The sequence below is a fragment of the Loktanella sp. D2R18 genome, assembly GCF_003318235.1.
GTDB lineage: Bacteria > Pseudomonadota > Alphaproteobacteria > Rhodobacterales > Rhodobacteraceae > Yoonia.
In genome coordinates this window covers 1-26,312 of record NZ_QOCG01000006.1, presented here as the reverse complement: position 1 = coordinate 26,312, position 26,312 = coordinate 1, and the positions used below count along the sequence as shown (strand labels likewise).

Here is a 26,312-nt window from a genome sequence, read left to right as displayed (position 1 = left end):
ACTTCTCAGAATATTGGCAGGCACGTATCAGGCACGATCAAGGGCGCATCAGTTGCCGCGACCACGTCGGCGGTGCTGATACCGTCTGCGGTTTCAACAAGGACAAAACCATCTGCGCTAACGTCGATCACCGCCATGTCGGTAAAAATCCGCGAAACACAAGCGCGGGCCGTCAGCGGCAGTGAAGAGGTCTGCCTCAGCTTAGGGTTTCCTGCGCGGTCGGTATGGGTGGTCAAAACCACAACCCGCCGCGCTTTTTGCGCAAGCTCGATTCCGCCGCCGACGCCGGGACTGAATTTGCCGGGGATCTTCCAATTGGCTAGATCGCCCGCAGCGCTGACCTCGAACGCGCCCAGCATCGTCAGATCTAGGCGACCGGACCGGACGATGGCAAAGCTGGTGGCACTATCAAAAAAGGCCGACCCCGGAACTGTGGAGACATAGGCGCCACCCGCATCGATCAAGTTTCGATCCGCTTTCTCCGGGGAGAGGGTCGGGCCGATACCAGTCAGGCCATTTTCGGTATGCAAGCACACGGGGAAATCAGCTGGCAGATGATTGACCACCTTCGTCGGCAGACCAATCCCGAGATTGACCACCATGCCCGATGTGATTTCCCGCGCGGCGCGGGCCACCATGCGTTCTCTAACGTCGGACAACAACGTATTCCTTTGATAGTTCGCCGAGTGCTGTGACGTGGTCGACAAATACGCCGGGCGTGTGAACATCGTCCGCCCGAAGCTCACCCAGTGGCAGGACAGTCTCGGCTTCGGCGATGACGCATTTGGCGGCCATTGCCATCAGTGGGTTAAAGTTCCGAGCAGTCGCGACATAGGCCAGATTGCCAAAACTGTCGGCGCGATCAGCATGGATCAGGGCGACATCGGCGCGCAGGGCAGGCTCTACCACATAGTCTTCGCCTTCCATTTCGACGACCTGTTTGCCGTTGGCCAATTCTGTCCCGATCCCGATATCGCTGAGAATAGCGCCGATGCCTGCGCCACCGGCTCGGATGCGTTCAGCTAGAATTCCTTGCGCATTGAATTCCACTGCCAGCTTACCGGTATTCATCAAGGCAATCGCGGTGCCGTTCAAACCAAGGTGTGTGGTGATCAAGCGCGTGGCCTGCCCGCTTTGCAAAAGGTGATCAATGCCCATGCCCGGCTCATTCGCATCGTTCTTGATCAGGGTCAGGTTCCGGGCACCGTGTGCGACCAAAGCATGGATCAGCGTCATGGGCGTGCCCGGTACGCCGAAGCCACCGACCATGACTGTGTCGCCGTCTTTGATCTTGGCAACCGCGTCCGGGATGGCGCATCGCTTATCAGGAAGCTTCATGCCGCCGTCTCCACTGACAAACCAACTTCATCTGCAAACGCATCCAAGGCGTCACGCAGGATTACCATCATTTCTTGGATCTGCTCTTCAGTGATGATTAGTGGGGGGGCAACAAGGAAATGGTCCCCTTCTTTTCCGCCCCTTGTGCGCCGCGAATAGATAATCAGGCCACGTGAATAGGCCAGTTCGACAAGTCGCTCGTAGGCGTTCAGCTTTGGATCAAGCGGTGCCATGGTGTGACGGTCCGCGACAAACTCGAACGCCGTCAAAAGCCCTTTGCCGCGCACATCACCGATGAAGGGGTAACGATCCATCAATGCGCGCAATTCATCCATGAGCACTTCGCCCATGCGCGCTGCGTTTTCGATCAATCCCTGGTCTTCCATCTCTTCCAGTACAGCTAGCCCGGCCGCACAGGCCAAAGGATTGCCCGCATAGGTGAACCCATGCAGGAATCCGCCTGCATCTAGAACCGGCTCGACCAAACGGGCGCCCGCAATAATTGCACCGAGTGGCGCGTAGCCCGCACCAAAGCCCTTGGACATGGCCACGATATCAGGGGTGATGCCCCAGTGTTCCGCCGCTAGGAACTTGCCTGTCCGACCCGCGCCGGTCATGATCTCATCGTAAATCAGCAGCACGCCGTATTCATCACAGATTTCACGCACGCGGCCATAATAGCTGTCGGGCGCCACAAGTGCTCCGGTCGAGGCACCCCCGACAGGCTCCATTAGGAAGGCCAGAACAGTCTCTGATCCCAATTCCTCGATCTTGTCGCGCAGAAGCTCGGCATATTTCAGGCCGCGCTCTTCCTCGGTCAGGTTGTCCCGATCCAGATAGGTCGCGGGTGCCGCGATCTTTGGCATGTCCTGCATCATGGGCGCGAAAGGATCACGCAAAGGGGCATAGCCCGTCAACTCCAGCGCGCCGAATGTGCAGCCATGATAAGATGGGAAACGGGAGATGACCCGGTAGCGTTCCGACTGCCCCTGTGTCAGCGCGTACTGCCGCGCCAGCTTTACAGCACTTTCCACCGCTTCGGACCCGCCCGAGACAAAGAACACGCGATCCAATCGGTCAGGCGTCATGGCCACGGTCTTGGCGGCCAGATCTTCGGACGGGTGTGTGCGGAAATGCAGACGGTAGCCGAACGTGGCCTTGTCCATTTGGGCCTTCATCTTAGCCAGAACACGCGGATTGGAATGGCCGATATTGGATACCATCGCCCCGGATGAACCGTCGATATACCGTTTGCCATCTTCATCGAACAGGTAGATGCCCTCGCCGTGATCAAGAAACGGGCGTGGGTTGCGCGACTGATAAAAGAGATAAGAGGTTTCGTCGGTCATTTCGCGCCTGCCAAATGCTTGCGTAGGAATTCACGGGTTCTTTCCTGAGTCGGGTTCCTGAACACCACCTCGGGCGGACCTTCTTCAACAACAACGCCTTGATCCATGAACAGCACCCGATCACAGACCGCAGCGGCAAAGTCCATTTCATGGGTAACGATGATCATGGTCATGTGTTCTTCGGCCAGCGTCTTCATGACCTGGTTCACTTCGTCCACCAATTCGGGATCAAGCGCTGATGTTGCCTCATCAAAGAGCATTAGCTTAGGCCTCATTGCAAAAGCACGCGCGATCGCAACGCGCTGTTTTTGACCGCCAGACAACTGAGATGGATAGTAATCTATACGCTCAAGCATTCCCACTTTATCAAGCTGTTCTTCTGCGAGTGCGTCGGCTTCCTCTGTGGACAATCCCTTGAGCATCTTCGGTGCCATGGTGACATTTTCGCGTGCGGTCAAATGTGGAAAAAGGTTGAAATGCTGGAACACCATACCGATCTGCTGGCGCATTTCATTGATATGCTTTTCATATTGCCGGTGTGGCAGCGTTTTGTTCACCTGCACTCCATCTAGAAGGATTTCGCCCCCTGTCAGAGGATCAAGATCGTTGATGGCACGCAGTAAAGTTGATTTCCCAGATCCTGATGGACCGATGATCGCAACGATCTGCCCGCGCTCGACGTTCAGGCTGATATCCTTGAGAACCTCGAGCTTCCCAAAGGCTTTTTGAGCGTGGCGAATTTGGACGAAGTCTTTCTGATCGGTCATATGTGGCCCCTTGAGATCAGCGCGATAAAGAGATGCGGCGTTCAATTTTCCTGAGCACCCATTCCATACCGAGGTTGATGACATAGTAAAAAGCGGCAGCCATGAGATAAAACTCAAATGGACGATAGGTTCGGCCAATCACCCGCTGCGCTGATAGAGTTAGTTCGCTCACCCCGATGACAGAGACGAGTGCGCTATCCTTAAGAAGCGCGATCATGTTGTTGCCAATTGGCGGGATAACGCTGCGCACTGCCTGTGGAATAACCACCTTGCGTAGGGCCTGACCGCGGCTAAGCCCTACAGTGCGAGCAGCTTCCATCTGGCCCTTGTCCACGGATAGAATCGCAGTCTGGATCAGTTCCGAGTTATAGACTGCGAAATGCAGTCCCAACCCGATGATGCCCGCTAAGAAAGCCGGTAGGTCGATCCCAATCTGTACAAGACCGAAATAGATAAGGAACAATTGCAAGAGCAGCGGTGTGCCCATGAAGACCCAAGCAATCAGGCGAAACGGCTGCCGAATGACCCAAGGTGTATAAAGTGCGATTACCGCAAATATGATCCTCCCGAAAAAGCTTAGCACAGCAGCGGCGAGCGTAATGCCGATCGTCCAGGCACAGCCCAGCAGGATGATATCGAGGTATTGTGGAACAACCGAAAAATCGAGACCCATCTTCTTTGTCCTTCCAGGTCAGTTGATCTGCACTTTGCGGTCCAGCCAGGCAACGCCCCGGCCGGTCACATAGATGATGATCATGTAAAGAATCCCTGCCAACAGGAACATTTCGAACGGCTTGTAGGTTGATCCGATGTAGCGCTGCGCGGTGTAAGTCAGTTCAATGACCGAAATCGCAGCAACGAGTGCGGTCGCCTTGATCAGCATATTCAGGTTGACGCCAAGTGGGCGCACCATCAGGCGAGCGGCCTGAGGCAAGGTTATTTTGTACATCGCCTGCCACTGGCTCAGGCCCAAAGTCCGGGCGGCTTCACGCTGGCCTTTGTCGATCGAGATGATTGCACCGCGGATCGTTTCGGTCATGTAGGCTCCGGCGTTGATCCCCAGCCCAATGACTCCTGCCTCGAACGCGTCCAGCTGAATGCCGATTTGAGGGCCACCGAAGTAGAGAATAAACAGTTGAACAGCGCCGGGGTGCCGCGAAACACGCTTACATAGGCTGCCCCTAGAAAGCGTACGAGTGCAAAGCGCGACAATCGCGCTGCCGCCCCCAGCGCCCCGCAGATCAGGCCAAGAATCGCCGTGAGAATCGAAAGCAAGATGGTGACCCAAGCTGCTTCGAGAAAGAACGGATAGACCCTGAGCATCAGTTCGATGTCCATTTCACGCCTCTATTGTTGATCTCGCAAGAACGAGCGCATCACCTAAGCCGGTAGGCAGCCTCTTTAATTGTCAGAGGCCTCCAAGTGGACCTCTTCAAGGATAGTTTCCCCCGCCATGAACGATGACGGGGGGAACTTTGTGCTTAGCGGATGTCCGCGCCAATCCACTCTTCGGCAAGCTGCAGGTAGGTGCCGTCTTCCATCATGGAATCCAACGCCGCCTGCATTTCAGCGGCCAGTTCAGGGTTGCCTTCGCGAATCGCAATACCTGCTCCAAAAGGCTCGGTTGTGGGATCCGCGAACATCTCGAATTCCTGTTCCTTTGCGCTCATCGCCAGAATCGCAGCGATGGAATCGTTCACGATGGCATCGACACGCCCGTTTTCCAGCTCAAGCAAAAGTTCAGGCAGGCCCTTGTAGGTATTGATGTCGTAGCCCCGCTCGCGCGCCCAGTCTTCATGTGTCTCACCAAGGGTCAAGCCTACGCGCTTACCTTCCAAATCTTCAAGGGTGCTGATGCCAGAGCCGGGGTTGGTAAAAATGGCGCGTTTATCCGAATAGTAGGGGCCCACAAAGTCAACGACCTCGTCGCGTTCATCCGTAATTGTCATGGAACCAACGATCGCGTCGTATTTGTTGGCCAAGAGGCCACCAATGATCCCGTCCCAAGCGGTGGTCACGATCTCGGCTTCCATGCCCATGCGGCGGGCGATCTCGGCGCCAACGGCTGGGTCAAAGCCCACAACTTCGTTCTGATCGTTCACGAAGTTAAAGGGCGGGTAGGCGCCCGACATCGCAATGCGGATGACGCCGTTTTCTTTGAGGGTTTCCAATTCATCTGCGGCAGCAGCATTCAGCCCGGCGACAGCAAAGCCAGCCGCGACAATGGCCGACTTTAAGAGCGTACGGCGTAATGTCATTTTTATCTCCATGTTGGTTTTTTGTTACAGGCATTTCACCTGCGGGAAATCGGCGGATTGTACCCGCTCTGAACAAAAGACTTGCATGTCCTGAGGTATTGGGCAAATAGATATTCAACATCAACAATATAGATTCAATCTATGACTTCACCCCATCGTAACCGTTTTCCTTGGAACCTTGACTGGAACTTGCTTCGCACTTTCATGGTGGTCGTGGAACAGCGCGGCATATCGAAAGCTGCAGTTTTCCTTGGTTTGAAACAGCCAACAATTTCTTCGGCCCTCCAACGTCTGGAACAAGCTGTCGGCAAGATACTTGTCATCCGCAAACCAAACGAATTCACTGTCACACGCGCAGGTCAGGTACTTTACGCTGAATGCGCCACGATTTTCGGGGCAGTATCGCAGCTTCCGACTATATTGAATGAAGACAATACCGACCTAAGGGGGCATTTGTCCGTTGCAATCACCAGTTCAGTGGTCTCTGAGCACTTTGATGATTTTCTTAATCGTTTCTCGACTGCTCATCCGGGCGTGACCTATTCGTTCTTTGTTAACGAAAGTGACGAGGTTGAGAGGATGGTCGCCCTAAATCAGTCAAGTTTCGGGATTTGCCTGCTATCGCGCAATCCCGAGAAGCTGAAAACAATGGTGCTCTATAAAGAGTATTTCGGTCTATTCTGCGGGGCACGGCACCGCTTATTCAACGCCGAAAACATTTCCGAAGAAGATCTAGAAGGCGAACCTTTCGTTGCCTTTCAAACCGAGGCTGAAGGTGGACCGCTCGAGATCATTTCCATCTTACGGTCCCGTTTGAACCTATCGCGCAACTGGCGTGGCGCCTCTTCCAGTCTGAATGAAATACGGCGCTTGATCATGGCTAATGTGGGGATCGGCGCTTTGCCGATTCATGTCGCTCGGCATGACGTTGCTGCGGGGCATATCCGCCAGCTCCCGCCCTACGAGGATCTGCCGGAAGTCAGTATTTACCTTATCAGCAATCCCGCCCGACGCTATTCCGAGGCCGAGTTGGCCTTCCTTTCTATGATCGAAACGGAGATCTCCCAGTTTGATATTGCAGAAAGAACATATGGGAAATAGCTACTTCTGAATTCCAAGATCTAGCTTGCTACGCTTGAGAGGACTGGTCAATTTGGCGTGGCGTGTCATTTTTCGGAATGGCACGACGCTTTCTAAATGTTCTTCGTTTAGTAGCCAATTTCAACGCGAAATCACCATTATATCGCTTATTGAAAAGGGCATTTTATTTGCAAGAACGCAACTTTCAACATTTTACAAAGAACGTCTGCTTCCCGCGGGGCAAACCGGTCTTATGCAGACGCGGCTATTGCTGACGCAGCATTTGCTCGCGCGCGCGGCATGGAGACTTCGGCAGCGTATTGAATTTCTTTAAACCGGTCATTCAAACGGACAAAAACGGATGGAATCCAAACTGCACTGTCGCGGCGTTCAGCCCGGACTTAATAGATACGGTCCGAGTTGTCGCCTGCCAACCAGGATTGAGTGGCCGCTATGAAGGAGCACTTGTGCACGCCATCACTGTGTATGCATCAGGCCGTGAGGAGCCCAACTATACCTCAAAGACATTCCTGCTGCATGCATTCGCCTAGGAGAACAGGTCCGCTCATGCGGCGCTAAACGCCGTTCAAAACAACATCCTCAACACCTAAGTTGATCGCGCGCACGGGGATAGACCTGCGTTCATCCACTCGGTAGATATATATGTGGATTCAACCAGTGCGTCCGCTTTTGGAATGTCGCCAAAGATCGAAAAAATGGAAAACGCCAAGTTCTTGCGCCTCCCTGCCGACTCATCGGCCAAATTGCGCGATCAAGTGTGTGAGCTGGTCAGCGCTGCCATCTCTAGGGATCTGTTTTCAGAGTCTGAGCCTTTGCCATCCTGCCGAAGTCTGGCCGAACATCTTGGTGTGTCCCGCAATACCGTCTATGACGCCTATTGCAGCTTGATGGATCTAGGGATGGTGACCGCAAAGGATCGCAGCGGCTACTTTGTTGCCGATACGTTGGGACAATTTCAGGACACGATCCCATTGGCGCAAAAAGAGCGCTCCGCAACGCTGTCCCCGCTGAAAACAATGCTTGCGTCAAAGCCACGACCCTCGGGGATGCGCAAAGTCGATCATCCTGTAGACTGGACGTCTTACACCTACCCATTCGTCTACAACCAAATCGAACCGGAACGTTTTCCAGTGGCTGGTTGGCGTGAAAGTATGCGCGTGGCAATGGCGACATCCAACATTGAACGCTGGACGCGCGATTCTGCGGGAACCGGCAGCGTGCTGTTGGTGAAGCAATTGCAACAACGGCTGTTCGGATACCGCGGAATTTCTGCCGACTATGATCAAATTTTAATCACCAACGGCGCGCAGCACTCAATTTATTTGTTGGGCTGTCTGACCGCCTATGCGGGCCGAAGCGTGGCTGTCGAAGACCCCTGTTACCCCGAAGCACGCAACGCATTCGCGGTGGCGGGGGCCCCTGTTGTGAATGTCCCGGTTGACCGGAACGGGTTGGTTGTTTCGAAAATACCAAAGGGCGTCGGGATGGTCTACACGACCCCCAGCCACCAGTTTCCCACCACAGTAACGATGCCCGAAGACAGACGGCGTCAGCTGTGCGCCCGCGCCGAGCAGGATGACTTTCTAATCTGCGAAGATGACTACGAGGCGGAGATGAATTTCGTGCAGGGTCGCGGGCGTCCGATCCAGTCGATGGAGGCCTCTGGCCGTGCGATTTACGTGGGCAGCCTGTCCAAAAGCGTCGCACCGGGCCTGCGCATTGGATACATGGTCGCCCATCCGGATATCATCAAAGAAATCAAGGCTATACGTCGTTATATGATGCGTCATCCCCCGATATTGATGCAGGAAGCCATGGCAAATTTCATCGCCACAGGCGCGCTGGATGTGCATTTGCGGAAAATGGAACGTCGGTATCGTGGGCGCTGGGAAATCACGCTGGGCGCGATCAAGGAATTTCTGCCCGAGTTCGAAATTCAGGCATCTTTGGGGGGGACGTGTTTCTGGCTGACGGGGCCGCCGGATGTCGACACAACGGTCCTCGCACAGCGGTTAAAAACACGCAGTGTGCTGATCGATGAGGGCGCTGTTTTTTTCAGCGACCCCGATCAGGGGCGGCGCAATTTCCGCATCGGATTTGCGGCTCTTCCGCGGGCTGCAATCCACGACGGCATTCAAGTCATCGCTGATGAGGTGAAACGCATGCGTGGTTGAATTTCCGGTCAATCTGTCCTGAACAATACGTTAAACTGTCCATTACTGACTCGAAATCCTTCTGACATGCTTTGATTCGAAAGGGTCAGAAGCACCGCAACGCGTGACTGTCCTACGCGCGATTTTGGCGCCTGAATTGAAGGAAACATGAGCAAATGACAACCTCGGTTGATTGGTCAACACAATCCATTATCGACAAGCGCGAGCAGTATTATGCAGCGTCCCAACGCGCCTTTGTCCCCTATCAAAAGCCGCTGATCATCAAGAAAGGACAGATGCAATATGTCTGGGACGAGAACGGAAACAAGCTGATCGACATGTTGGGCATGAACCTGTGCATCAGCGTTGGCCACTGCCACCCAAAGGTGGTCGAAGCAGTGACAGCGCAGGTGCAGGAACTGACCCATTGCACCACGATGTTTTACCATCCCGTTCCCGCGCATCTGGCAGAGGAACTGGCGGCGACCATGCCAAAGGGGCACGACTGGGTCGTGCATTTCACAAACTCTGGCACCGAGGCGATTGATCTAGCGATGATGATGGCCCGCCGTGCCACACGAAATCACGATATCCTCGCGCTGCGCTATTCCTATCACGGGGCATCCTATGGCGCGCAATCTGTCACGAGCGTTCCTGGCTTTCGCCACAATGTATCGCAGGTGCCAAACGTTAGCTTTGTCGCCGAACCCAACCAGTATCGCGGACTGTTTGGCGCAGGCACGGCCCCCTATTTGAATGCGATCGACGATACAATCGCGTCCCAAACCAGTGGTGAGCTGGCCGCGATGATCATCGAATCCGTTCAGGGCTATGGCGGGATCATCCAGATGCCGGATGGTTATCTCAAGGGTGCCGCCGAAAAGGTCCGCGCGGCTGGTGGATTGCTGATCTCGGATGAGGTTCAGTCCGGCTTTGGGAAAACCGGTGACGCAATGTGGTGCTTTGATCATCACGGCGTTGTTCCCGACATCATGGTTATCGCAAAGGGCCTTGGAAATGGCATTCCTATCGGAGCCGTCGTGGTGAAAAAAGAGGTCGCCGACACCATGGACGGCAAATTGTTGTTTCACACCTACGGCGCCAACCCGATTTCATGCTCCGCTGCACGCGCGGTGCTGCAGGTGATCGAAGAAGACGACCTGATCAATAATGTAAAAACGGTAGGGGCCGCGCTTCACGAAGGCCTTAAGCACCTTCAATCACGCTACCCAATCATCGGCGATGTACGCGGGCGCGGCTTCATGCAGGCCATCGAGCTTGTAAGCGACCGCGACACGAAAGAGCCCGCTACAGACCAAACCGCCTTTGTGTTTGAGACGACGCGCGAACACGGGCTGATCGTGTCAAAGACCGGGCCGCACAAGAATATTTTGCGTATGGTGCCGCCGCTGTGTTTGCAGATGGAAGATGTTCAGCCGGTGCTGGATGCTTTGGATCGCAGTTTTACCGATCTCGAGAAGTCGGGTTTGGTGTAACGATCATGATCACGCGCCACGCTGATAAAGACCCTGTCGACCAACCACATGTTATCGTGGTTGGCGGCGGTATGGTCGGTATCGCAACGGCGATATGGTCGTTACACGAGGGAAACGCCGTCACGTTGATCGACAAAAGTGCGCCCGAAGATCGCGCAAGTTATGGCAATGCGGGTGTTCTGGCCTCAGCGTCGGTTTTGCCTGTGACGATGCCGGGGTTGCTGACAAAACTGCCCAAAATGGTACTCAGCCGGACAGAGCCGATATTCCTGCGCTGGCTATATCTTCCGCGTATAGCCCTTTGGGCGACGCGTTATCTGTCACATGCAAACGCGACCGACGTACGACGCATATCTTCCGCCTTGTTTCCAATCGTCGGCAACAGCCTTGAGGACCACTTTGCCTTGAGTAAGGGGACTGAGGCGGAGGCATTCATCAAACCTTGCGACTTTGCGGTGTTGTATAAAGACCGCGACACGTTTCTGAAGGATGCGTTTGGCTGGAAAATCCGTTCTGATCTCGGGTTCAAGTGGTCCGAGCATGACGGCGCAAATCGTGACAGCTACGATCCAGTTTTCAACAAAAGTCTTGGTTTTTTGGCGGCTCTGGCCGGACACGGCCAGATTACCGATCCAGCCGGCTATATGGAGGCTCTTCGTAAATATTTGGTCGCCGCCGGCGGGCGTATCTTATCGGCTGAAGTCACGAATATTTTGCATGAGAACGGGCATGCAACCGGAGTGATGACAACTGACGGCCCTGTAACGGCGGACCGGATTGCGATCACAGCGGGCGCGTGGTCGCCGCTGTTGACCAAAAAGCTCGGTGTGAAAATCCCTGTGGAGGCTGAAACAGGTTACCATATCGAGTTCTGGGATCCGTCATTCGTGCCCCGTGTCCCGACCTTAGTGCCCAGTAAAAAACTGATCTTTTCCCAGATGAAAGGCCGCCTGCGGGTCGCCGGAGCGGTGGAGTTCGGCGGCCTTAAGAACAAAGGGCAGGACAAGGTCTTTGAACTGCTGAAAGCCGCGACCAAAGACGTGTTGCCCGATCTGACCTATTCCAAGGAAACACGCTGGGTGGGCCACAGGCCCGCGCCAACGGATTCGGTGCCGATCATTGATGAATTGTCCACGATCAAAGGCGTGTTCTTGGGCTTTGGCCACCAACATGTTGGTTTGACCGGATCAGCCCGCACCGGTCAAATCCTTGCGCAGCTGATAAGCGGCAAGCGCCCCAACATTGATCTGACACCCTACAGTGCCGCCCGCTTTACGATGCGTCGCCAACAGTCTGGACCGACCTTGAACACACCCCAACATAAGGAAACCGCGTAACATGGAATGGAATTTTGCTCCGGTTCTCGGCAGCATGGACATCTTACTTTTGGGGTTGCTCAACACCTTAAAGGTTACGGGTCTGGCGCTGTTGTTCGGGGTGCCCTTGGGGCTTGGCCTTGCGCTATCGCGGCTGTCCCAAATGCGCATCCTGTCGATGGTGGCCGCGTTCATCATAGAATTTTTCCGCACCACCCCGCCGCTGGTGCAGCTGTTCTGGTTCTTCTTTGCGTTTCCGATCCTGTTCGGCGTCAACATGACCCCGTTCACCACGGCAATCGTCACCTTCTCGATCCAGTCTTCGGCCTTCTTTGCGGAAATCTTTCGCAGCGGCATCCAGTCCATCGATAAGGGCCAATGGGAGGGGTCAAAGGCCATCGGCATGACCCGCAACCAGACCCTGCGTCGCGTGATCCTGCCGCAGGCCGTCAAACGGATGATCCCCGCGTTCATGGAACGCTCGATCGAATTGCTCAAGACCACCACACTGGTGTCGACCATCGCCTACACGGACCTGATGTATCAGGCCAACGACATCGCGCAGCGCACGTTCCGCCCACTTGAAGTCTACACAGTGATCGCGGTGATCTACTTTCTTTTGATCTTTGTATTCAGCCAGTTGTCCATCGTCGTCGAACGGCGCTTGGCCAAATCAGGCGAAGGGACGGTGCATTAACATGGATTATAATTGGGACTTCGCAACACTCTTTCAAAATTGGCGCGTCTTTTGGATCGGGCTTCAGGGCACCTTGTTGATGTTTGGCGTCACGGCTGTCTTGGGCATGTCCGGGGGGCTGGTGATCGGCATCATGCGCTACATGAAAACACCCATTTTAGCATGGCCCGCACGTGCTTTTGTCGAGATATTCCGCAACGTGCCGGTTCTGGTGCAGATCATCTGGTTCTACTACGCCTTCCCGATCCTCACGGGGGTTGAAACCAGCCCGTTTCTTGCGGCCGTTCTTGGCATATCTTTGAACACCATGGCGTTTTCTGCCGAAATCTACCGCGCAGGTATACAATCTGTCGAAAAGGGCCAATGGGAGGCCGGCAAGGCCATCGGCATGAGTTTTGCCCAAACCATGCGCCGCATCATCCTGCCTGTTGCCCTAAAACGAGTTCTGCCGGCCCTGACAAACCGCGGCATCGAGGTGTTCAAGATGTCAACGCTGGCGTCCGTCGTCGCCTACGTCGAAACCTTGAACCAAGCCAAGCTGATCGCGGATCTTAACTACAACCCAATCGAATCTTACACAGCCGTCGCCGTGATCTTCTTTGTGGTCCTCTACCCTGTCGTACAGGCCACCTATGTGATCGAGCGCAAACTTAGCCGGAGTGACCAATGACCGAACTTGTCAAAGTTAAAAACCTACACAAAAGTTTTGGCACGCTGGATGTCCTGAAAGGCATCAACTTGACAGTTGAGGCGGGTGAAACGGTTGTTTTACTTGGCTCAAGCGGGTCGGGGAAATCCACCCTGTTGCGCTGTATCAACTTTATGGAAACGCCGACTGAAGGGCGCGTCTATCTGAATGGCGAGGCCGTAGGCGACGACGTCAACGGCAAGATGCGCTACAAAGAGGCCGATTTGTGCAAGCTGCGCTCGCGCATCGGGATGGTGTTCCAGCATTTCAATCTGTTCCCACACATGAGCGTTCTGCAAAACGTCATGGAAGGCCAGATCACCGTTTTGGGCCGCAGGCAGGAAGAGGCAAAGGACAAGTCCATGGCGCAATTGCAACGGGTCGGCCTGGCCGAAAAGGCGAGCGAATACCCGTCGCGCCTCTCGGGCGGGCAAAAACAGCGGGTCGCAATTGCCCGTGCCCTCGCGATGGACCCCGAAGTGATGCTTTTTGATGAGGTCACATCTGCGCTTGACCCCGAACTGGTCGGCGAGGTTTTGAAAACTATGCGCCAATTGGCCGAAGAGGGCATGACGATGATTTGCGTCACCCACGAGTTGGGCTTTGCCTATCACGTCGCCAACCGCGTGCTGTTCCTTAACCAAGGCGAAATCCATGAGGAGGGCCAGCCACAGGCGCTGCTGAAGACCCCGAAAACCCAACGCATGAGAGAATTCCTGGACGGGCATGCCCTGTTCAAATTGCCGGAATAAAACCGAACTCAACAGAGAGGACTACAAAATGATCAAAACACTTCGCAAAACCGCAAGCTGGGTGGCCGCACTTGCCACCGCTGCGACACTTTCAGCGGTTCCCGCCTCGGCGCAAGAGATGTCGACATGGGATCAAATTCAGGAAACAGGCGTGCTGCGCATTGGCGTCACACAAGCCCCACCATGGTTCAGCAAAAACCCCGCTACTGGCGAATGGGACAGCGGCCTTGGCATCACCATCGGTCAGAACATGGCCGACACGCTGGGTGTTGACCTTGAGGTAGTTGAGGTCACATGGGGCACCGCCGTGGCCGCGCTGCAATCCAACAAAATCGACGCCATGCCGGTCTTGGACCCAAAACCCGACCGCGCAATGTCCGTGGCGTTCCCGTCCAACCCGCTGCTCTATATCTCCCTCGCCGTGTTGGCGAACGAAGATCTGGCCGCAGACACATGGGCTGAATTGAACAGCGAAGACGTTTCAATCGCGGTGCCGCAAGGGTCCAGCATGGACACCTATGTCACAGCCAACCTGCCACTGGCCGATATCCAGCGCTTCCCTGATAACGGCGCGGCGATTGCGGCCTATCAGTCGGGCCGCGTTGATGCGGTGTCCTTGTTCCACCCGCCCCTGTTGGCCGCACGTCAGCGTTTGGGCACAGGTCAACTTGTGATCCCGACACCTGCGTTTTCGTCGCCCACATCCATCGCGGTGCGTCAGGAAGACGACCAGCGGTTCCTGAACTGGGTCGATACTTCGATTTTTTACTGGTACGAAACCGGCCAAACGCAAGGCTGGTATGCGGACTTCCTGACAGAATTCGGTCTGGACCCAGCAGCGTCCCCTGTCATCCAGCGTGAATTGATGTTCAACAACTGATCTTGACGTCTCGGATGACCGTTTCGGGCGCACACAGCGCCCGAAACACCTTATTTCAACCAATCAGGCAAACCTTCGGCCAACCGTCCAGCTACAGCGGCGCGGGCGCAGTCGGCAAGGCTTGCAAAGCGCACCGACCGGCCAGACAGACCGGGGGCATAATGTGCATATTTACCGGAGTTTGTGACCAGATGACGCGCGTGGGGGGGGAAGACCGGTTCGGAAATCGAACACCAGCACAGGTCGCGCAGAATGCGCACGCCGCAGGTTTCCAACGCTGCAATCAAACCTTCCGTTTCGGCTTGAACAAACGTCTCGCGGCCAAGCGTGATGATGCATGCCGTTTGTGCCGCACAGGTCTGCCCCGCCATCAGATTTGCAAACCGCCGCGTTTCGGAAAGCGAGAAATGCGGGCTTCCCAGTGCCACAAGATCGACCTGCTCCGGTCCGGAGTTGAGCGTTTCCCACGCCGACGCCAACATATCCGCCGTGATAACGATCTGCGGCGCGCCCTGCATAACGGGCCGGTCGCCTTCGGGCGTGATGCCTTGAATGTGCAGCATCGGTGCCGCCGACGTGGTGCCAAAGGCCGCGCACAGCCCTTTCAGATCATCCTCATTCAGTCCAGCATCGCCAAGCCCTTCGATCAGCGGAATTTGGTCGGGCGCCTGCTGCCCCGCGACCCAACCGATCAAGGGCCAGATCGCCTCATCATAAGTTTCGGGCAAATCGACAGTCAAACGCACCCGCGCCTGCCGGTTTTTGGGCAGATACACATCCGACAGCGGCGCGCGACCCGTCAGCGCGACGAACAGATCGAAGAAGTCAGGGTGCTTTACCGACCGCGCCCCCAGCACCGAATTGGCAAAGATCACGGCGTTGGATTCCGACCAGCCGATATTTTCCCCCTCCACGGGGCGATCATCGGCCAAATAGGGCGCACAAGTGAATGTCGGCTGTGCCCCCATAGCGACATAGGCGCTAGCCAGGTTGCTGGCAGGGGTACCAAACAGGTCCGGCACGCCTTGGGACTGCCAATTGTCGAAATCTACAGAAATCGCGTTCATGGTCGTCGGCACCTTTACCCGCGCGTCCATGTCCGCCATCGCAGCGGCGAAGGTCAGATTGGCAGGGCCCGCGTAGATGCAGCCGTCGATATGGACCCGCGTGACATCGATCAACTTTGCCGCCCCTTGAGCGGTGGCCATGGTCTGGATCAGCTCCATCGCCAGTTGGACGGCAACGCCTCCTTCCCCAGCCAACATCGCCTTGTCCGCAGCGGTCAGCGTCAGCGTTTCGGCGTCCAGCTCGCTCAGATCGATGGTCAGCCCGTCTGCCACAATCTGGCGTCCTGCGATGCGGGCGTGATCTTGCTCCGCCAAATGATCATAGCTGGCCTTGGACAGACGCACGACCGCCACAGGCCGATCAAACATGCGCGCGGCAATGAGCGCGCCAAGCGTCAAAATGCCCTCTTCCTCATGAAACACCAACGCGGCGGGCGCATGACCATTCAGCGCCAGTTCCAGCAACACACCACTGCCGGAACACGACCCGCGGCTGGTCGGCATCAGAACGATCTTACCCGCCAGGGACTGCCCGTGCTGCGGGTGATGCGCGTCTTGAATGACGCCGTTTTGCGCATTTACGCCACCCCAGAAACTGACGCCCTGCGCACAGGTCAAAATTGCGCCGCCCGTGTCATGGGAAAGAATGATTTGATCCATCAGATACGTCGCCTTTTACTGTTAATCCCAAGCGCAGCTGCGCCCTGTTTCACCCATACAAGCACCACCATTCCAAAAGGACAATCCAATGAATGACGCAAAAGCCACGTCCCACGATTCCGAAGAAGACCCCCGCAACCTCGATACTAAAGTCTACGTCAACGGGGAGATTTTTCACCGCGACGAGGCAAAAGTATCCGTCTATGACAGCGGCTTCATGCTGGGTGATGGCATGTGGGAAGGTCTGCGCCTGTACAACGGCAAATGGTCGTTCTTTGACGAACATATGGACCGCTTTTTCGGGTCCTGCAAAGCGGCCTCAATCGATGTCGGCATGGACCGCGACGGCATCCTGAACGCGCTGGACATGACGGCCAAAGCCAACGGCATGACCAGCGACGCGCATTGCCGCCTGATGCTGACCCGTGGCAAAAAGATCAAACCTTACCAGCATCCGTCGCTCAGCCGGTCGGGACCGACGTTGGTCATCATCATGGAACATTCCAAACCGTCCCGTGGCCTGCAAAAAGGCATCCGTCTGGCGACGGTACCGCAGGTGCGTGGCCTGCCGATGAGTCAGGACGCCAAGTACAACAGCCATTCCAAACTGAACTGTGTATTGGCCTGTTTGCAGGCCGAACAGATGGGCGCTGACGAGGGCCTGATGTTGGACCCGCATGGCTTTGTGAACACCACCAACGCCTGCAACTTTTTCATCGTGCGCAAGGGCGCAGTTTGGACCTCAACGGGGGATTACTGCATGAACGGCGTGACCCGCCAAAAGGTGATTGATTTGTGCCACGCAAACGACATTCCCGTCTTTGAACGCAACTACTCCCTGTTCGACACCTATAGCGCGGATGAGGCGTTTATGACCGGCACCTTCGGCGCTCAAACGCCGGTTTCTGAAATTGACGGCAAACAGATAGGCACGGGGGATCGCCCCGTCATGGACCGTATCCGCACGCTCTACAAAAACCTGATCTCAGCCGAAACGGGGGCCACGTTTTGAACGACATCAATGAACGTGGCCTTGTGATGATAGGGTGCGGTTTCATGGGCCAAGCCATGCTAGAAGGATGGATGGCAAAAGGTGTGAAAGCTCATGCCATCCATGTGCAAGATCCGCAGCCGTCAGATTGGGTGTTGGCCCAAGCCGGTATTTCGGTAAATGCGCCCTTGCCCAATAGCCCCGCTGTTCTGGTCATTGCGGTCAAACCGCAAATGCTGGCGCAGGTTTTGCCAGATCTGTCCGATTTTGGCGGCGGTGAAACGCTGGTTTTGACAATTGTAACGGGCTACCCGTTATCGACATATGATGCTGCATTCGGCACCGGAACGCCCGTGGTGCGGGTGATGCCAAACCTGCCCTCGGCCGTGGGCGCGGGTGTCAGTGCTTATGCATGCAACACCTTTGTCGACGATCACCGACAGCACCTGACAAATGCGCTGTTGGGGGCGGTCGGCGTCGCGATCCCGCTTGCGGATGAAGACCAGCTTCATGCGGTGACAGGCATTTCGGGATCCGGCCCAGCCTATGTATTCGCAATGGCCGAAGCGATGGCAGAGGCAGGGGAAGCCATGGGTTTGCCTGCGGAATTAGCAGCAACACTGGCGCTTTATACGATCACGGGCGCAAGTCAGATGATGCGCGAATCCGCCGCTCCCCCGTCAGATTTGCGCGACGCTGTGACTTCCAAGGGTGGAACAACGGCGCAAGCCCTGCAGGTTCTTATGAAACCTGACACAGGTCTGTTCAATCTAATGAAAAAGGCATCGCAGGCGTCGCGTGATCGAAGTCTTGAATTGGGAGAGTAATACAATAGTCCCGAAGCTCTCATAATCAGTTGGTCCGTTTTTACCACTTGCAGTCACGCCTTGGGTGGAAAGAACCATTCGCCGTTTTACCTTCATTGTCTCGGGTGGTCTGCAGCGTGTAAATTTGAAATTTCATATTTGCTGCAAACCGTGTGAATAGGCGCTCGGGCTTTAAGTTGCCCCAGCACCTTCACAGTCCTGACACCGTGCAACGAAAGTGCGTTTCGAACGTGACAGGTCGATGGCCGCATAAGCGCTGTGAACGACGACGCAGCAGCTGAAATTTCTGCAAGCGCAGAGTAATGCTGCGTGAAATAAATACGAAAGACGGGAAGGTCCGTGACCTGTGAATGTGTCAACTGATCCTTGCTGCACATTGTCCGAATGGCCGTTTTTGCTGCTGCGTGGCAGCACCAAATTTTACGTTGCCGCAGCATTTCCACGCTCCAAGCGCATGCAGCGAGAAAACTGAATTGACACAATGGGCTCTTCGCGGCCATTAGATCGATTGCTGCATTTTGCCTGTCAAGTGCGACACCCCGGGAACGACGGCCCAAAGCCGCCATTCGTCACTTTGTCGGGATGCAGCCCGCATAGCGGACATTCGCAAGATGTATTAAGAATATAAGACACCGAAATCCGTTTTAGTCACACGGTACGCGTTTAGATCAGGAGCTGCGTCTCTGGGACAACCCCTGATCGGGATTAGCTTCTTTTAGAAACCAGCCTTAATATTTTCGAATTCGACGATCATCTGCTCACGCATCTGATTGTCCAATGGAGCCTGTGCCAATACCGGCGCGGAAACAGGTCCGAGGCCGACGCCATCCAGCGTTTCAGCGCCCAAAGCCGCAACCGCAGTTTGGTTGCCATGACCATAGCCCCATTCGTTGACGATATATTCTGCTGAAGCAGGTTCCATCCATGCGTTCAGGAAGTCATACATCAAGTCTTCGGAGTTCGGGCCGTCCACAACGTTCACATAACCACAGAACCACGTCGATGACCCTTCGGTGGCCTCGCGATTGATTGCAACTGGAACGCCTTCGCCAATCAGCGTGGTCGGTGTCTCGTTCCACGCCCATGCCACTGACGCCTCGCCCGTGGTCATCAGCTGTGCGAGCTCTGCGCCGTCCGCCCAGTATGTTACGACATTCGGATGCGCCTGACGCAGCCATGCAGAGGCGGCTTCGAATTGCTCCTGTGTCGCTTCCGTCCAGTCGGTGACACCTGTGGCCAAGAACGCCAATGCATAGATGTCATCGACGTTGTTGGGCAGCGAAACGCGGCCAGCGTATTCAGGGTCCAAGAACACCTGCAGGCTATCCATTTTGGACGCATCGACCAGATCAGTGCGGTAGACAAGAGACGTCGTGCCCCAGTCGGTCGGCAACATGTAGTATTCGCCGTCGATCGCAAAGGATTCCTTGACCTCGTTCACGTCATCCCAGCGATCAATGCGCGAGGTATCAAGCGGTTCGATCAAACCAGCCAACTGCCATTTCGATACAGACTGCGAACATGGGTGAGCCACGTCGACCTCAAAGCCTGCGCGCAATTTCTGGAACGCTTCTTCCTCTTCACCGAAGAATGAATAATTCGGTGTGCCGCCGTGCGCTTCGATGTAGGCACCGATAAAGCCTGGGTCTTCATATCCGGACCAATCCAGAACAATAAGCTCCTGCGCTGCTGCAAGGCTTGGCATGGCAGCGACAGCGATTGCTGTCGTCGTTCGTTTCAAGGTTTTTAGCATTTTCGATCTCCAGTGTTGGGTTATTATTGATCCAGCAAAAGAACCGCCGAAGCGCTCTCCCAGCCGATGCGGACTTGTTGCCCGACTTCTCTTAGTTCGCGGTTGCTGGTATTACGCATAGACACGACGACTGGCTTGCCTGAGCCCTCGATTGCGACATCGTAATAGGTCATCTCGCCGCGATACTCGACGTCGGTGACTATGGCTGGCGTCTCTTTGGCGTAAGCCTGTTCGCCGTCGTCCAAAATCGTCATCGATTCAGGGCGCACGCCGACGCAAAAGGCGCTTTCGGCGCTAGCGCCAGTTGGAATTGCAAGCTCAGCGACACCCAGCCCTTCAATCTGAGTTGTCGCGATGTCACGGTCCACCTCGATGATTTCAGCCTTGAGGATGTTCATCGCCCCGAAAAATTCTGCCACCCGTTTGGATGCGGGATGTTTGTAAAGCGCTTGCGGTGTGTCCAGTTGTCCGATCTGTCCTTCGAACATAACGGCGACGCGGTCCGACATTGTCAGTGCTTCTTCTTGGTCATGGGTCACGAGAACAAAAGTGATCCCAAGGCTGCGTTGCAGACGTCTCAGCTCGGATTGCATTTCCTCACGGAGTTGACGGTCAAGTGCGGAAAGCGGCTCGTCCAGCAGCAAGACCTTTGGCTTGAGGATCAGTGCGCGCGCCAAAGCAACCCGCTGGCGTTGTCCACCCGACAGCGCGTGGGCAGCCCGTTCGCCGTAGCCTGCAAGGCCTACCTTCCCCAACGACTCCTCTACCATCTCGGCCGTTTTGGCTTTGTCCAAACGTTGCGAGCGAAGTCCGTAGGCCACGTTTTGCGCGACACTCATGTGAGGAAAAATAGCGTAGCTTTGAAACACCATGTTCGTAGGGCGTTTGTTGGCTGGCACCCCGTCCATGGACTGTCCGCCAATCATGACCGTGCCGGAATCAATCCCCTCAAACCCCGCAATGGTGCGCAACAGCGTCGTCTTACCGCTGCCTGATGGCCCCAGAAGCGAAAAGAACTCACCTTCTTTGATGTGGCAATTCACGTCACGCAACGCGTGGTACGTGCCGTAGTATTTTTCAATTTTGGAAAGTTTGATCATCGCCCTACAAAGCCCCGCTTGTCGATGTTTGGCCAAGCCGACGCGCACTGCGCCGTCTTAAGAATTCGGAAAGTGTCAGAAGGACGACCGACAGGATCAGCAGGAGTGTACCGAGGGCCATAACGCTTGGGATTCGCTGTGGGAAACGAAGCTGCGACCAGATGTAGACGGGTAGCGTGGGTTCGGTTCCGGAGAGGAAAAAAGCGATCACAAACTCGTCCAGCGAAATCGTAAAGCCAATGAGAAGGCTGGAGATCACACTGGGCATGATCAGCGGCAATGTCACTCGACGAAAAGTCGTCGCGCGGGATTCACCAAGATCGAGCGAGGCTTCTTCCAAACTTGGATCAAGCTGCTGGAACGACGAGCGCAATATGGCGATGCAAAATGGCGTGCAGATCAGGACGTGCCCCATGATGATTGTGTAAATTGACAGTTTCAGCCCCGCCAAAAGAACGACCGTCAAAAGGGACACCCCGATGATGATTTCGGGCAGGACCATCGGCAACATGATCGTGCCGATCATCGCCCCTTTGCCGGGGAACTTGTATCTTACCGTCGCGGATGTCGCCAACAGGGCGAGCATCGTGGCGATGATGGAACTGGACGTCGCGATGATCAGGCTGGTTCCGGCAGCTTTGCGCAATTCATCCGCTGCGCCCAACGATTTGAACCAGTCAAACGTAAACCCAGACAGTGGAAACGCGATGATGCTGCTGTCATTGAACGCGAAAATCGGCAAAAGTATCGTCGGGGCATACAGAAAGATTACGAAGATGATCATAAAAATTGTCAGAATTCGTTTGCTCATGCTGCCCCCTCCGATTGCAGATAGCGGCGGTTGAGCCAGACATAGATGCCAGCAACGCTGCTCACCAAAACCAGCGCCGATAACGCAAGCGCGGCGCCCAATGGGGCATTATTGGCATTCTTGAACTGAATTTCGATCATGTTGGCGATCATCAAGCCGTCGGGTCCGCCTACCAGTCTTGGCGTCACGTAATCACCAATCGTCGGGATGAAAACAATGAGCGTGGCCGCCACAACGCCGGGCATCGACAACGGTAGCGTGATCCGCAAAAACCGCTGAAACGGGGTGTCACCGAGGTCTTGCGCGGCCTCAAGATAGGACCGGTTCACCTTTTCCATCACCACAAAGATCGGCAATACTGCAAACGGCAACCATGCGTGGCTGAGCGTGATAACAACGGCAAACTGATTGTAGCTGATCCAATCTAGTGGCGCGTCAATTATCCCCAACCCCATGAGCGATCCGTTGACCACCCCGTTGAAACCAAGAATGACCTTCCACAGAAAAATCCGCATCAAATAGGACGTCCAAAACGGTATGGTGATCAAGAACACCAGCAAAGCTTTGCGATTGTTGGGAGCCACAAACGACATGTAATAGGCCGCCGGATACGCAAGCCCGACTGTTAGCACAGTGACGATGATCGAAATCTTTAGAGACCGCAGCATCAAAGTCCGATAGACTGGGCTGGTCCACGCCTCTTTGAAATTGGCGAGCGTGAATGTGCGATCCAACGTCAAGAAGTCCTGCGTCCAGAAGCTCATCGCGAGCAAAATGGCCAGTGGTGCGGCCAGCAACAGGACCGAAAACGCAAGCGGCAAACTAATCTGCGACAACCCGCGTCGCGCATCGGAATCCAGCTGCAAGCGTTTCATCATTTGGTCGCCTGCTCTGTGCGCATTGCAATTGTAACAAGGGCACGCGTCATCGCTTCAATTCCTTCCGTTACATCTTGATAAGTTCGGTTCTCCGAACGGGTGAAATCCAAGAACATCATGTTCGCGTTGTTAAACAGCGTCCTGCCAAAAACCGTGCTATCAAGGTCGCCCCGCAAGAGGCCGCGTGACTGCAAGCCCTCAGCCAATGCAACCACATGATCACTCAGCACACGGTCCGACCGACGCAAGCGGCGAGCTTCTTCTGATGTGACGTCCGCGAAGGAGATCGCAAACCCCTTGCGCCAAAGCGCCTTGTTCAAAAGCACTGTTTCCGGTGCAAAGTATTGAAGTAGAAAGGCGCTAAAGATGTCCGCCGCAGGAGCATCAAAATCCGGCACGAATGCCCGCCCCATATCCTCAAGCCGCTCATTTTCCATGGCGATAAGCGTCATCAGGATCTCATTCTTACCTGGAAAGTAGTTATAAAGCGTCCCGACCGACACCTTAGCCAACTCAGCGATATGTTCAGCCTTCACAGCTTCAAATCCGTCGCGCCCGAATAGCTCGGCTGCGGCGTCAAGGATGAGCTGTTCTCGCTCCAGTTTTTGTTGTTCACGTAAACCCATGACCAGCATGTAAACGCGGTTCTGAGCAAAGATCAACAAATATTATAGTTGATTATAATTTTATATCTGACTACAAAAATAGCAATACTGTATAAAACGGGTGCAGCATTTGCGTCGCGGCAACGGGCACTACTCCAAAGGACACAGCATGACCGATACATCAAACATCCAAACCGACGTCCGCAGCGAAGACAGCCATATCGTGCGCCCTTGGCAGGATGTGACCGTACTTGGGCAGGATGAGGCGACAGTTCTCGAAGGAAGCTCAGGGATTTACGTCAAAGATACCGATGGCAATGACCTTATCGACGGCCCTGGCGGTATGTGGTGTGTCAACGTCGGCCACGGTCGCCGCGAAATCATTGCTGCTGTTGTGAAGCAGATGGAAGAACTTTCCTACTTTTCGCCTTGGACGATGTCCGTTCCCATCACAACGAAATTGGCCGAACGTTTGGCCAGCATTGCGCCCGGTGATTTGAACAATGTCTTCTTCACCACGGGTGGGTCTACGGCTGTTGATTCAGCGCTGCGCTTTGTCTTTTTCTACAACAACTGCCTTGGTCGTCCCGAGAAAAAGCAGATCATCTCACGTGTGAACGGCTATCATGGCAGCACGTACCTGAGCAGCAGTGTATCGGGCAAGAAAAGCGAAAAGGCCCATATGGATATGGCGCAGGGGCTGACTAACTTCATCTCCAGCCCCAAACCCAAGGATCGGCCAAAGGGCATGTCGGTTGAAGACTTCGGCAATATGTTGATTGCGGAACTGGAAGCTAGAATTCTTGAGGTCGGTGCGGACAAGATCGGTGCCTTTATCGCGGAACCGGTCATGGGTTCTGGTGGTGTCATTGTTCCGCCTGAGGGTTATTTTAAGCGCTGCCACGAGGTCTGCAAAAAACACGACATTCTCTTTATTGCGGATGAAGTCGTCACATCCTTCGGGCGGTTGGGATACCACTTTGCATCCAAAGACGTGTTTGGCGTCGAGCCCGACATGATCACTACAGCCAAGGGCCTGACATCAGGATACTTGCCGATGGGCGCACTACTAATTTCGGACCGGCTGATGAACGATGTCAAAGCATCCACCAATGAGTATCGCGCGTTCACGTCGGGCTTTACCTATTCTGGCCACCCCGCGTCGGCGGCCTGCGCCATGGCGAACCTCGACATCTTTGAAGACGACAAATTGCTGGAACATGTGCGCAATATCGCCCCGTATTTTGCCGAGGCCATGAATTCCCTAAGCGATCTATCGGTTGTAACCGACGTGCGTGTGATTGGCCTTATGGCAGGCGTTGAATGCGAGCTGGACGCGGATAACCCCGATGAGGATCGCGACTGCGCCTTCGCCACAAAGGTGGACGAAGCATGTCAGGACCTCGGATTGCTCGTGCGCCCAATCTACAACTCCTGCGTCATGTCACCGCCACTTACGATAACGAAACCTCAAATCGATGAAATGGTTTCGATCCTGCGTGCGGGAATTACGAAGGCCGCCGCAGGGGAGTGAAAAACCATGTAATTCTCTCAAACATCATGACTGGCATCGCTTTCTGCGCAGTGGGAATTCGACCATTGACCCTTTCTACGGTCTTAGGGCAAGGCATGATCGCATGGGTTGACCGTTGCGAGCGTCCAGCGGTCCATAGAACTTATCTATGCTCCTACGGTCGCGGCAAAGCCTTGGTAGCCCCAAACAAGATGATGTTATGCGGCGGAAATCGCGGTCGCGCGTGAAGAGGGAGAAGCCGTCTTGGCTGATCTTCAATCTGATCTTGCTCGGCGGAGCGAAGTTGCCGATGAACAGCTTACGTAAATTGGGACAGACCTTGCGGCGATGTCCCAAGAAAGGGATGCCGTACAACAAGAACTTGAGCATTTCATCACACTTCGGGATCGGGTCGGCATTGAGTTGGTTGATTTCCGTGGCCGTACCGTGGTTGTCGCGCCTGAAGGTGCCCGTTTGAGGCGCTGGCGGGCGGCGGGCCTGTCGGAAGTCGCGCATTTGAATAGGCGCATGTATCGGCTTTCAGATTGATGAATTCACAAGATGATATGGGATAACTGCAGCACTAACTATATTATCTTAATTCTGGATCGTCGCACCTAACCATCGGGCTCAACCCCTCTTCGCGTTGCCCATCTGGGCAGACCGCTACTAGCATTCCTCTAGGTGGATTCTTTGGCGGTTTGGACCTGTCACGGTTTGATGCCGCTCCTTTGATAGCATTTATTGTAGCAAAGGATACTGACTATGGGACTGAAACGGACGGATGAATTCCGCCAAGATGCGGTGCGTATCGCGTTGACCAGTGGGCTAACGCGTAAACAAGTAGCCGACGATCTGGGTGTCGGCATGTCGACGCTGAACAAATGGTGAGGTGCCCCTAGTTCCCTAGACGCCTGCCTCGTTCATTTTCTGTTGTTTCATTTCATAGTCAACCGGCGACAGCATGCCATTGTTGGTGTGCTTGCGTGTCGGGTTGTAGAACATCTCGATGTAGTCGAACACGTCCTGCCTTGCTGCGTCGCGTGTGAGGTACGTCTGCCGCCTGATCCGTTCGCGTTTCAATAGGTAGAAGAAGCTTTCTACAACTGCGTTGTCGTGACAATTCCCACGGCGGCTCATGCTGGCATCTAGGGTGTGTTTGCTGAGAAATGATTGCCACAGGGAACGCAGCGAAAACATATCAAGAATGTGTGGCAAGCAGAAATCTGTCCTTCAATCGGCACTTCCGGCCCAAAGCCGCCGTTGGCCGTGACGATAAAATGCTGCGGCGCGGCCTGTCGAAGCGGACATT

Annotated in this window: 24 protein-coding genes and 3 pseudogenes; 13 read left to right on the top strand and 14 right to left on the bottom strand. The window is 54.9% G+C overall.

Annotated elements, in window-relative coordinates:
- Window positions 1-5 precede the first annotated feature (5 nt).
- The 7 genes and pseudogenes from DS901_RS02780 to DS901_RS02750 all read right to left on the bottom strand — a co-directional run bounded on the left by DS901_RS02780 (window position 6) and on the right by DS901_RS02750 (window position 5,712).
- Window positions 6-659, bottom strand: coding sequence for a CoA-transferase subunit beta (locus tag DS901_RS02780; RefSeq protein ID WP_258546635.1), 654 nt, complete (start codon window positions 657-659; stop codon window positions 6-8).
- The gene (locus tag DS901_RS02775; RefSeq protein ID WP_113775414.1) at window positions 646-1,338 is read right to left on the bottom strand and encodes a CoA transferase subunit A; all 693 of its coding nucleotides are present in this window, start codon (window positions 1,336-1,338) and stop codon (window positions 646-648) included. Before DS901_RS02775 ends, DS901_RS02780 begins: the two co-directional genes overlap by 14 nt.
- Window positions 1,335-2,687 (bottom strand): aminotransferase family protein, encoded by a 1,353-nt coding sequence (locus tag DS901_RS02770; protein WP_113775413.1) that lies wholly within the window; start codon window positions 2,685-2,687, stop codon window positions 1,335-1,337. Before DS901_RS02770 ends, DS901_RS02775 begins: the two co-directional genes overlap by 4 nt.
- Complete coding sequence (locus tag DS901_RS02765; protein ID WP_113775412.1) at window positions 2,684-3,454, bottom strand: amino acid ABC transporter ATP-binding protein; 771 nt, start codon at window positions 3,452-3,454, stop codon at window positions 2,684-2,686. The genes DS901_RS02770 and DS901_RS02765 overlap by 4 nt, the downstream gene beginning before the upstream one ends.
- A 16-nt stretch (window positions 3,455-3,470) precedes the next feature.
- A complete protein-coding gene (locus tag DS901_RS02760; protein ID WP_113775411.1) occupies window positions 3,471-4,127 on the bottom strand; it encodes an amino acid ABC transporter permease in 657 nt (218 codons plus the stop codon).
- Window positions 4,128-4,145: 18 nt separating this feature from the next.
- Window positions 4,146-4,777: pseudogene (locus DS901_RS02755) on the bottom strand (amino acid ABC transporter permease).
- Window positions 4,778-4,935: 158 nt separating this feature from the next.
- Window positions 4,936-5,712 (bottom strand): transporter substrate-binding domain-containing protein, encoded by a 777-nt coding sequence (locus DS901_RS02750; RefSeq protein WP_113775780.1) that lies wholly within the window; start codon window positions 5,710-5,712, stop codon window positions 4,936-4,938.
- A gap of 141 nt (window positions 5,713-5,853) precedes the next feature.
- Between DS901_RS02750 and DS901_RS02745 the strand changes: the two genes are divergently transcribed.
- From DS901_RS02745 to DS901_RS02705, 8 genes are all read left to right on the top strand, one after another.
- Window positions 5,854-6,813, top strand: coding sequence for a LysR family transcriptional regulator (locus DS901_RS02745; protein WP_113775410.1), 960 nt, complete (start codon window positions 5,854-5,856; stop codon window positions 6,811-6,813).
- 695 nt (window positions 6,814-7,508) lie between these two features.
- Window positions 7,509-8,987: a MocR-like pyridoxine biosynthesis transcription factor PdxR gene (gene pdxR, locus DS901_RS02735; RefSeq protein WP_181820741.1), complete on the top strand. Its 1,479-nt coding sequence runs from the start codon at window positions 7,509-7,511 to the stop codon at window positions 8,985-8,987.
- 155 nt (window positions 8,988-9,142) lie between these two features.
- A complete protein-coding gene (locus tag DS901_RS02730) occupies window positions 9,143-10,462 on the top strand; it encodes an aspartate aminotransferase family protein (RefSeq protein ID WP_113775407.1) in 1,320 nt (439 codons plus the stop codon).
- A gap of 5 nt (window positions 10,463-10,467) precedes the next feature.
- A complete protein-coding gene (locus DS901_RS02725) occupies window positions 10,468-11,799 on the top strand; it encodes an NAD(P)/FAD-dependent oxidoreductase (protein WP_113775406.1) in 1,332 nt (443 codons plus the stop codon).
- Window position 11,800: 1 nt separating this feature from the next.
- The gene (locus DS901_RS02720; protein ID WP_113775405.1) at window positions 11,801-12,475 is read left to right on the top strand and encodes an amino acid ABC transporter permease; all 675 of its coding nucleotides are present in this window, start codon (window positions 11,801-11,803) and stop codon (window positions 12,473-12,475) included.
- Between the two features lies 1 nt (window position 12,476).
- Window positions 12,477-13,145 (top strand): amino acid ABC transporter permease, encoded by a 669-nt coding sequence (locus DS901_RS02715; protein ID WP_113775404.1) that lies wholly within the window; start codon window positions 12,477-12,479, stop codon window positions 13,143-13,145.
- The gene (locus DS901_RS02710; protein ID WP_113775403.1) at window positions 13,142-13,915 is read left to right on the top strand and encodes an amino acid ABC transporter ATP-binding protein; all 774 of its coding nucleotides are present in this window, start codon (window positions 13,142-13,144) and stop codon (window positions 13,913-13,915) included. The genes DS901_RS02715 and DS901_RS02710 overlap by 4 nt, the downstream gene beginning before the upstream one ends.
- A 28-nt stretch (window positions 13,916-13,943) precedes the next feature.
- A complete protein-coding gene (locus tag DS901_RS02705; RefSeq protein ID WP_113775402.1) occupies window positions 13,944-14,795 on the top strand; it encodes a transporter substrate-binding domain-containing protein in 852 nt (283 codons plus the stop codon).
- Window positions 14,796-14,845: 50 nt separating this feature from the next.
- Here DS901_RS02705 and lhpI read toward each other — a convergent pair whose 3' ends face one another.
- The gene (lhpI, locus tag DS901_RS02700) at window positions 14,846-16,522 is read right to left on the bottom strand and encodes a cis-3-hydroxy-L-proline dehydratase (protein WP_113775401.1); all 1,677 of its coding nucleotides are present in this window, start codon (window positions 16,520-16,522) and stop codon (window positions 14,846-14,848) included.
- A gap of 88 nt (window positions 16,523-16,610) precedes the next feature.
- On the opposite strand from lhpI, the gene DS901_RS02695 reads away from it, so the two are divergent.
- Together DS901_RS02695 and proC are read left to right on the top strand one after the other, a co-directional pair.
- Window positions 16,611-17,534, top strand: coding sequence for an aminotransferase class IV (locus DS901_RS02695; protein ID WP_113775400.1), 924 nt, complete (start codon window positions 16,611-16,613; stop codon window positions 17,532-17,534).
- On the top strand, window positions 17,531-18,340 hold the full coding sequence (gene proC / locus DS901_RS02690; RefSeq protein WP_258546634.1) for a pyrroline-5-carboxylate reductase: 810 nt from the start codon (window positions 17,531-17,533) through the stop codon (window positions 18,338-18,340). Before DS901_RS02695 ends, proC begins: the two co-directional genes overlap by 4 nt.
- Window positions 18,341-19,055: 715 nt before the next feature.
- Here the strand turns inward: proC and DS901_RS02685 are convergent.
- The 5 genes from DS901_RS02685 to DS901_RS02665 form a co-directional block, all read right to left on the bottom strand.
- Window positions 19,056-20,045, bottom strand: a complete 990-nt coding sequence (locus DS901_RS02685; protein WP_303396716.1) for an extracellular solute-binding protein — start codon at window positions 20,043-20,045, stop codon at window positions 19,056-19,058.
- Window positions 20,046-20,116: 71 nt separating this feature from the next.
- Entirely contained in the window at window positions 20,117-21,193 is a 1,077-nt protein-coding gene (locus DS901_RS02680; protein WP_113775397.1) for an ABC transporter ATP-binding protein, read from the bottom strand.
- A 4-nt stretch (window positions 21,194-21,197) separates the two neighbouring features.
- Window positions 21,198-22,004, bottom strand: coding sequence for an ABC transporter permease (locus tag DS901_RS02675; RefSeq protein WP_113775396.1), 807 nt, complete (start codon window positions 22,002-22,004; stop codon window positions 21,198-21,200).
- On the bottom strand, window positions 22,001-22,882 hold the full coding sequence (locus DS901_RS02670; RefSeq protein WP_113775395.1) for an ABC transporter permease: 882 nt from the start codon (window positions 22,880-22,882) through the stop codon (window positions 22,001-22,003). Before DS901_RS02670 ends, DS901_RS02675 begins: the two co-directional genes overlap by 4 nt.
- Window positions 22,879-23,508: a TetR/AcrR family transcriptional regulator gene (locus tag DS901_RS02665; protein ID WP_181820739.1), complete on the bottom strand. Its 630-nt coding sequence runs from the start codon at window positions 23,506-23,508 to the stop codon at window positions 22,879-22,881. The genes DS901_RS02670 and DS901_RS02665 overlap by 4 nt, the downstream gene beginning before the upstream one ends.
- 148 nt (window positions 23,509-23,656) lie before the next feature.
- On the opposite strand from DS901_RS02665, the gene DS901_RS02660 reads away from it, so the two are divergent.
- The 3 genes and pseudogenes from DS901_RS02660 to DS901_RS02650 all read left to right on the top strand — a co-directional run.
- Complete coding sequence (locus tag DS901_RS02660; protein ID WP_113775393.1) at window positions 23,657-25,021, top strand: aminotransferase; 1,365 nt, start codon at window positions 23,657-23,659, stop codon at window positions 25,019-25,021.
- Between the two features lie 327 nt (window positions 25,022-25,348).
- Entirely contained in the window at window positions 25,349-25,549 is a 201-nt protein-coding gene (locus DS901_RS02655; RefSeq protein ID WP_113775392.1) for a hypothetical protein, read from the top strand.
- Between the two features lie 216 nt (window positions 25,550-25,765).
- Window positions 25,766-25,888: pseudogene (locus DS901_RS02650) on the top strand (transposase); the annotation flags it as partial.
- Between the two features lie 18 nt (window positions 25,889-25,906).
- Here DS901_RS02650 and DS901_RS02645 read toward each other — a convergent pair.
- Window positions 25,907-26,179, bottom strand: a pseudogene (locus tag DS901_RS02645) (IS3 family transposase); the annotation flags it as partial.
- Window positions 26,180-26,312 lie beyond the last annotated feature (133 nt).

Excerpts from the sequence above, each read along its gene's own strand:
- DS901_RS02770 (WP_113775413.1), bottom strand. The coding sequence starts at position 2,687 with ATGACCGACGAAACCTCTTATCTCTTTTATCAGTCGCGCAACCCACGC.
- DS901_RS02750 (WP_113775780.1), bottom strand. The coding sequence starts at position 5,712 with ATGACATTACGCCGTACGCTCTTAAAGTCGGCCATTGTCGCGGCTGGC.
- DS901_RS02695 (WP_113775400.1), top strand. The coding sequence starts at position 16,611 with ATGAATGACGCAAAAGCCACGTCCCACGATTCCGAAGAAGACCCCCGC.
- DS901_RS02730 (WP_113775407.1), top strand. The coding sequence starts at position 9,143 with ATGACAACCTCGGTTGATTGGTCAACACAATCCATTATCGACAAGCGC.
- DS901_RS02705 (WP_113775402.1), top strand. The coding sequence starts at position 13,944 with ATGATCAAAACACTTCGCAAAACCGCAAGCTGGGTGGCCGCACTTGCC.
- DS901_RS02720 (WP_113775405.1), top strand. The coding sequence starts at position 11,801 with ATGGAATGGAATTTTGCTCCGGTTCTCGGCAGCATGGACATCTTACTT.
- DS901_RS02765 (WP_113775412.1), bottom strand. The coding sequence starts at position 3,454 with ATGACCGATCAGAAAGACTTCGTCCAAATTCGCCACGCTCAAAAAGCC.
- DS901_RS02725 (WP_113775406.1), top strand. The coding sequence starts at position 10,468 with ATGATCACGCGCCACGCTGATAAAGACCCTGTCGACCAACCACATGTT.
- DS901_RS02680 (WP_113775397.1), bottom strand. The coding sequence starts at position 21,193 with ATGATCAAACTTTCCAAAATTGAAAAATACTACGGCACGTACCACGCG.
- DS901_RS02665 (WP_181820739.1), bottom strand. The coding sequence starts at position 23,508 with ATGGGTTTACGTGAACAACAAAAACTGGAGCGAGAACAGCTCATCCTT.
- pdxR (WP_181820741.1), top strand. The coding sequence starts at position 7,509 with ATGGAAAACGCCAAGTTCTTGCGCCTCCCTGCCGACTCATCGGCCAAA.
- DS901_RS02775 (WP_113775414.1), bottom strand. The coding sequence starts at position 1,338 with ATGAAGCTTCCTGATAAGCGATGCGCCATCCCGGACGCGGTTGCCAAG.
- DS901_RS02655 (WP_113775392.1), top strand. The coding sequence starts at position 25,349 with ATGTCCCAAGAAAGGGATGCCGTACAACAAGAACTTGAGCATTTCATC.
- lhpI (WP_113775401.1), bottom strand. The coding sequence starts at position 16,522 with ATGGATCAAATCATTCTTTCCCATGACACGGGCGGCGCAATTTTGACC.
- DS901_RS02660 (WP_113775393.1), top strand. The coding sequence starts at position 23,657 with ATGACCGATACATCAAACATCCAAACCGACGTCCGCAGCGAAGACAGC.
- DS901_RS02760 (WP_113775411.1), bottom strand. The coding sequence starts at position 4,127 with ATGGGTCTCGATTTTTCGGTTGTTCCACAATACCTCGATATCATCCTG.
- DS901_RS02675 (WP_113775396.1), bottom strand. The coding sequence starts at position 22,004 with ATGAGCAAACGAATTCTGACAATTTTTATGATCATCTTCGTAATCTTT.
- DS901_RS02670 (WP_113775395.1), bottom strand. The coding sequence starts at position 22,882 with ATGATGAAACGCTTGCAGCTGGATTCCGATGCGCGACGCGGGTTGTCG.
- DS901_RS02715 (WP_113775404.1), top strand. The coding sequence starts at position 12,477 with ATGGATTATAATTGGGACTTCGCAACACTCTTTCAAAATTGGCGCGTC.
- DS901_RS02745 (WP_113775410.1), top strand. The coding sequence starts at position 5,854 with ATGACTTCACCCCATCGTAACCGTTTTCCTTGGAACCTTGACTGGAAC.
- DS901_RS02685 (WP_303396716.1), bottom strand. The coding sequence starts at position 20,045 with ATGCCAAGCCTTGCAGCAGCGCAGGAGCTTATTGTTCTGGATTGGTCC.
- DS901_RS02710 (WP_113775403.1), top strand. The coding sequence starts at position 13,142 with ATGACCGAACTTGTCAAAGTTAAAAACCTACACAAAAGTTTTGGCACG.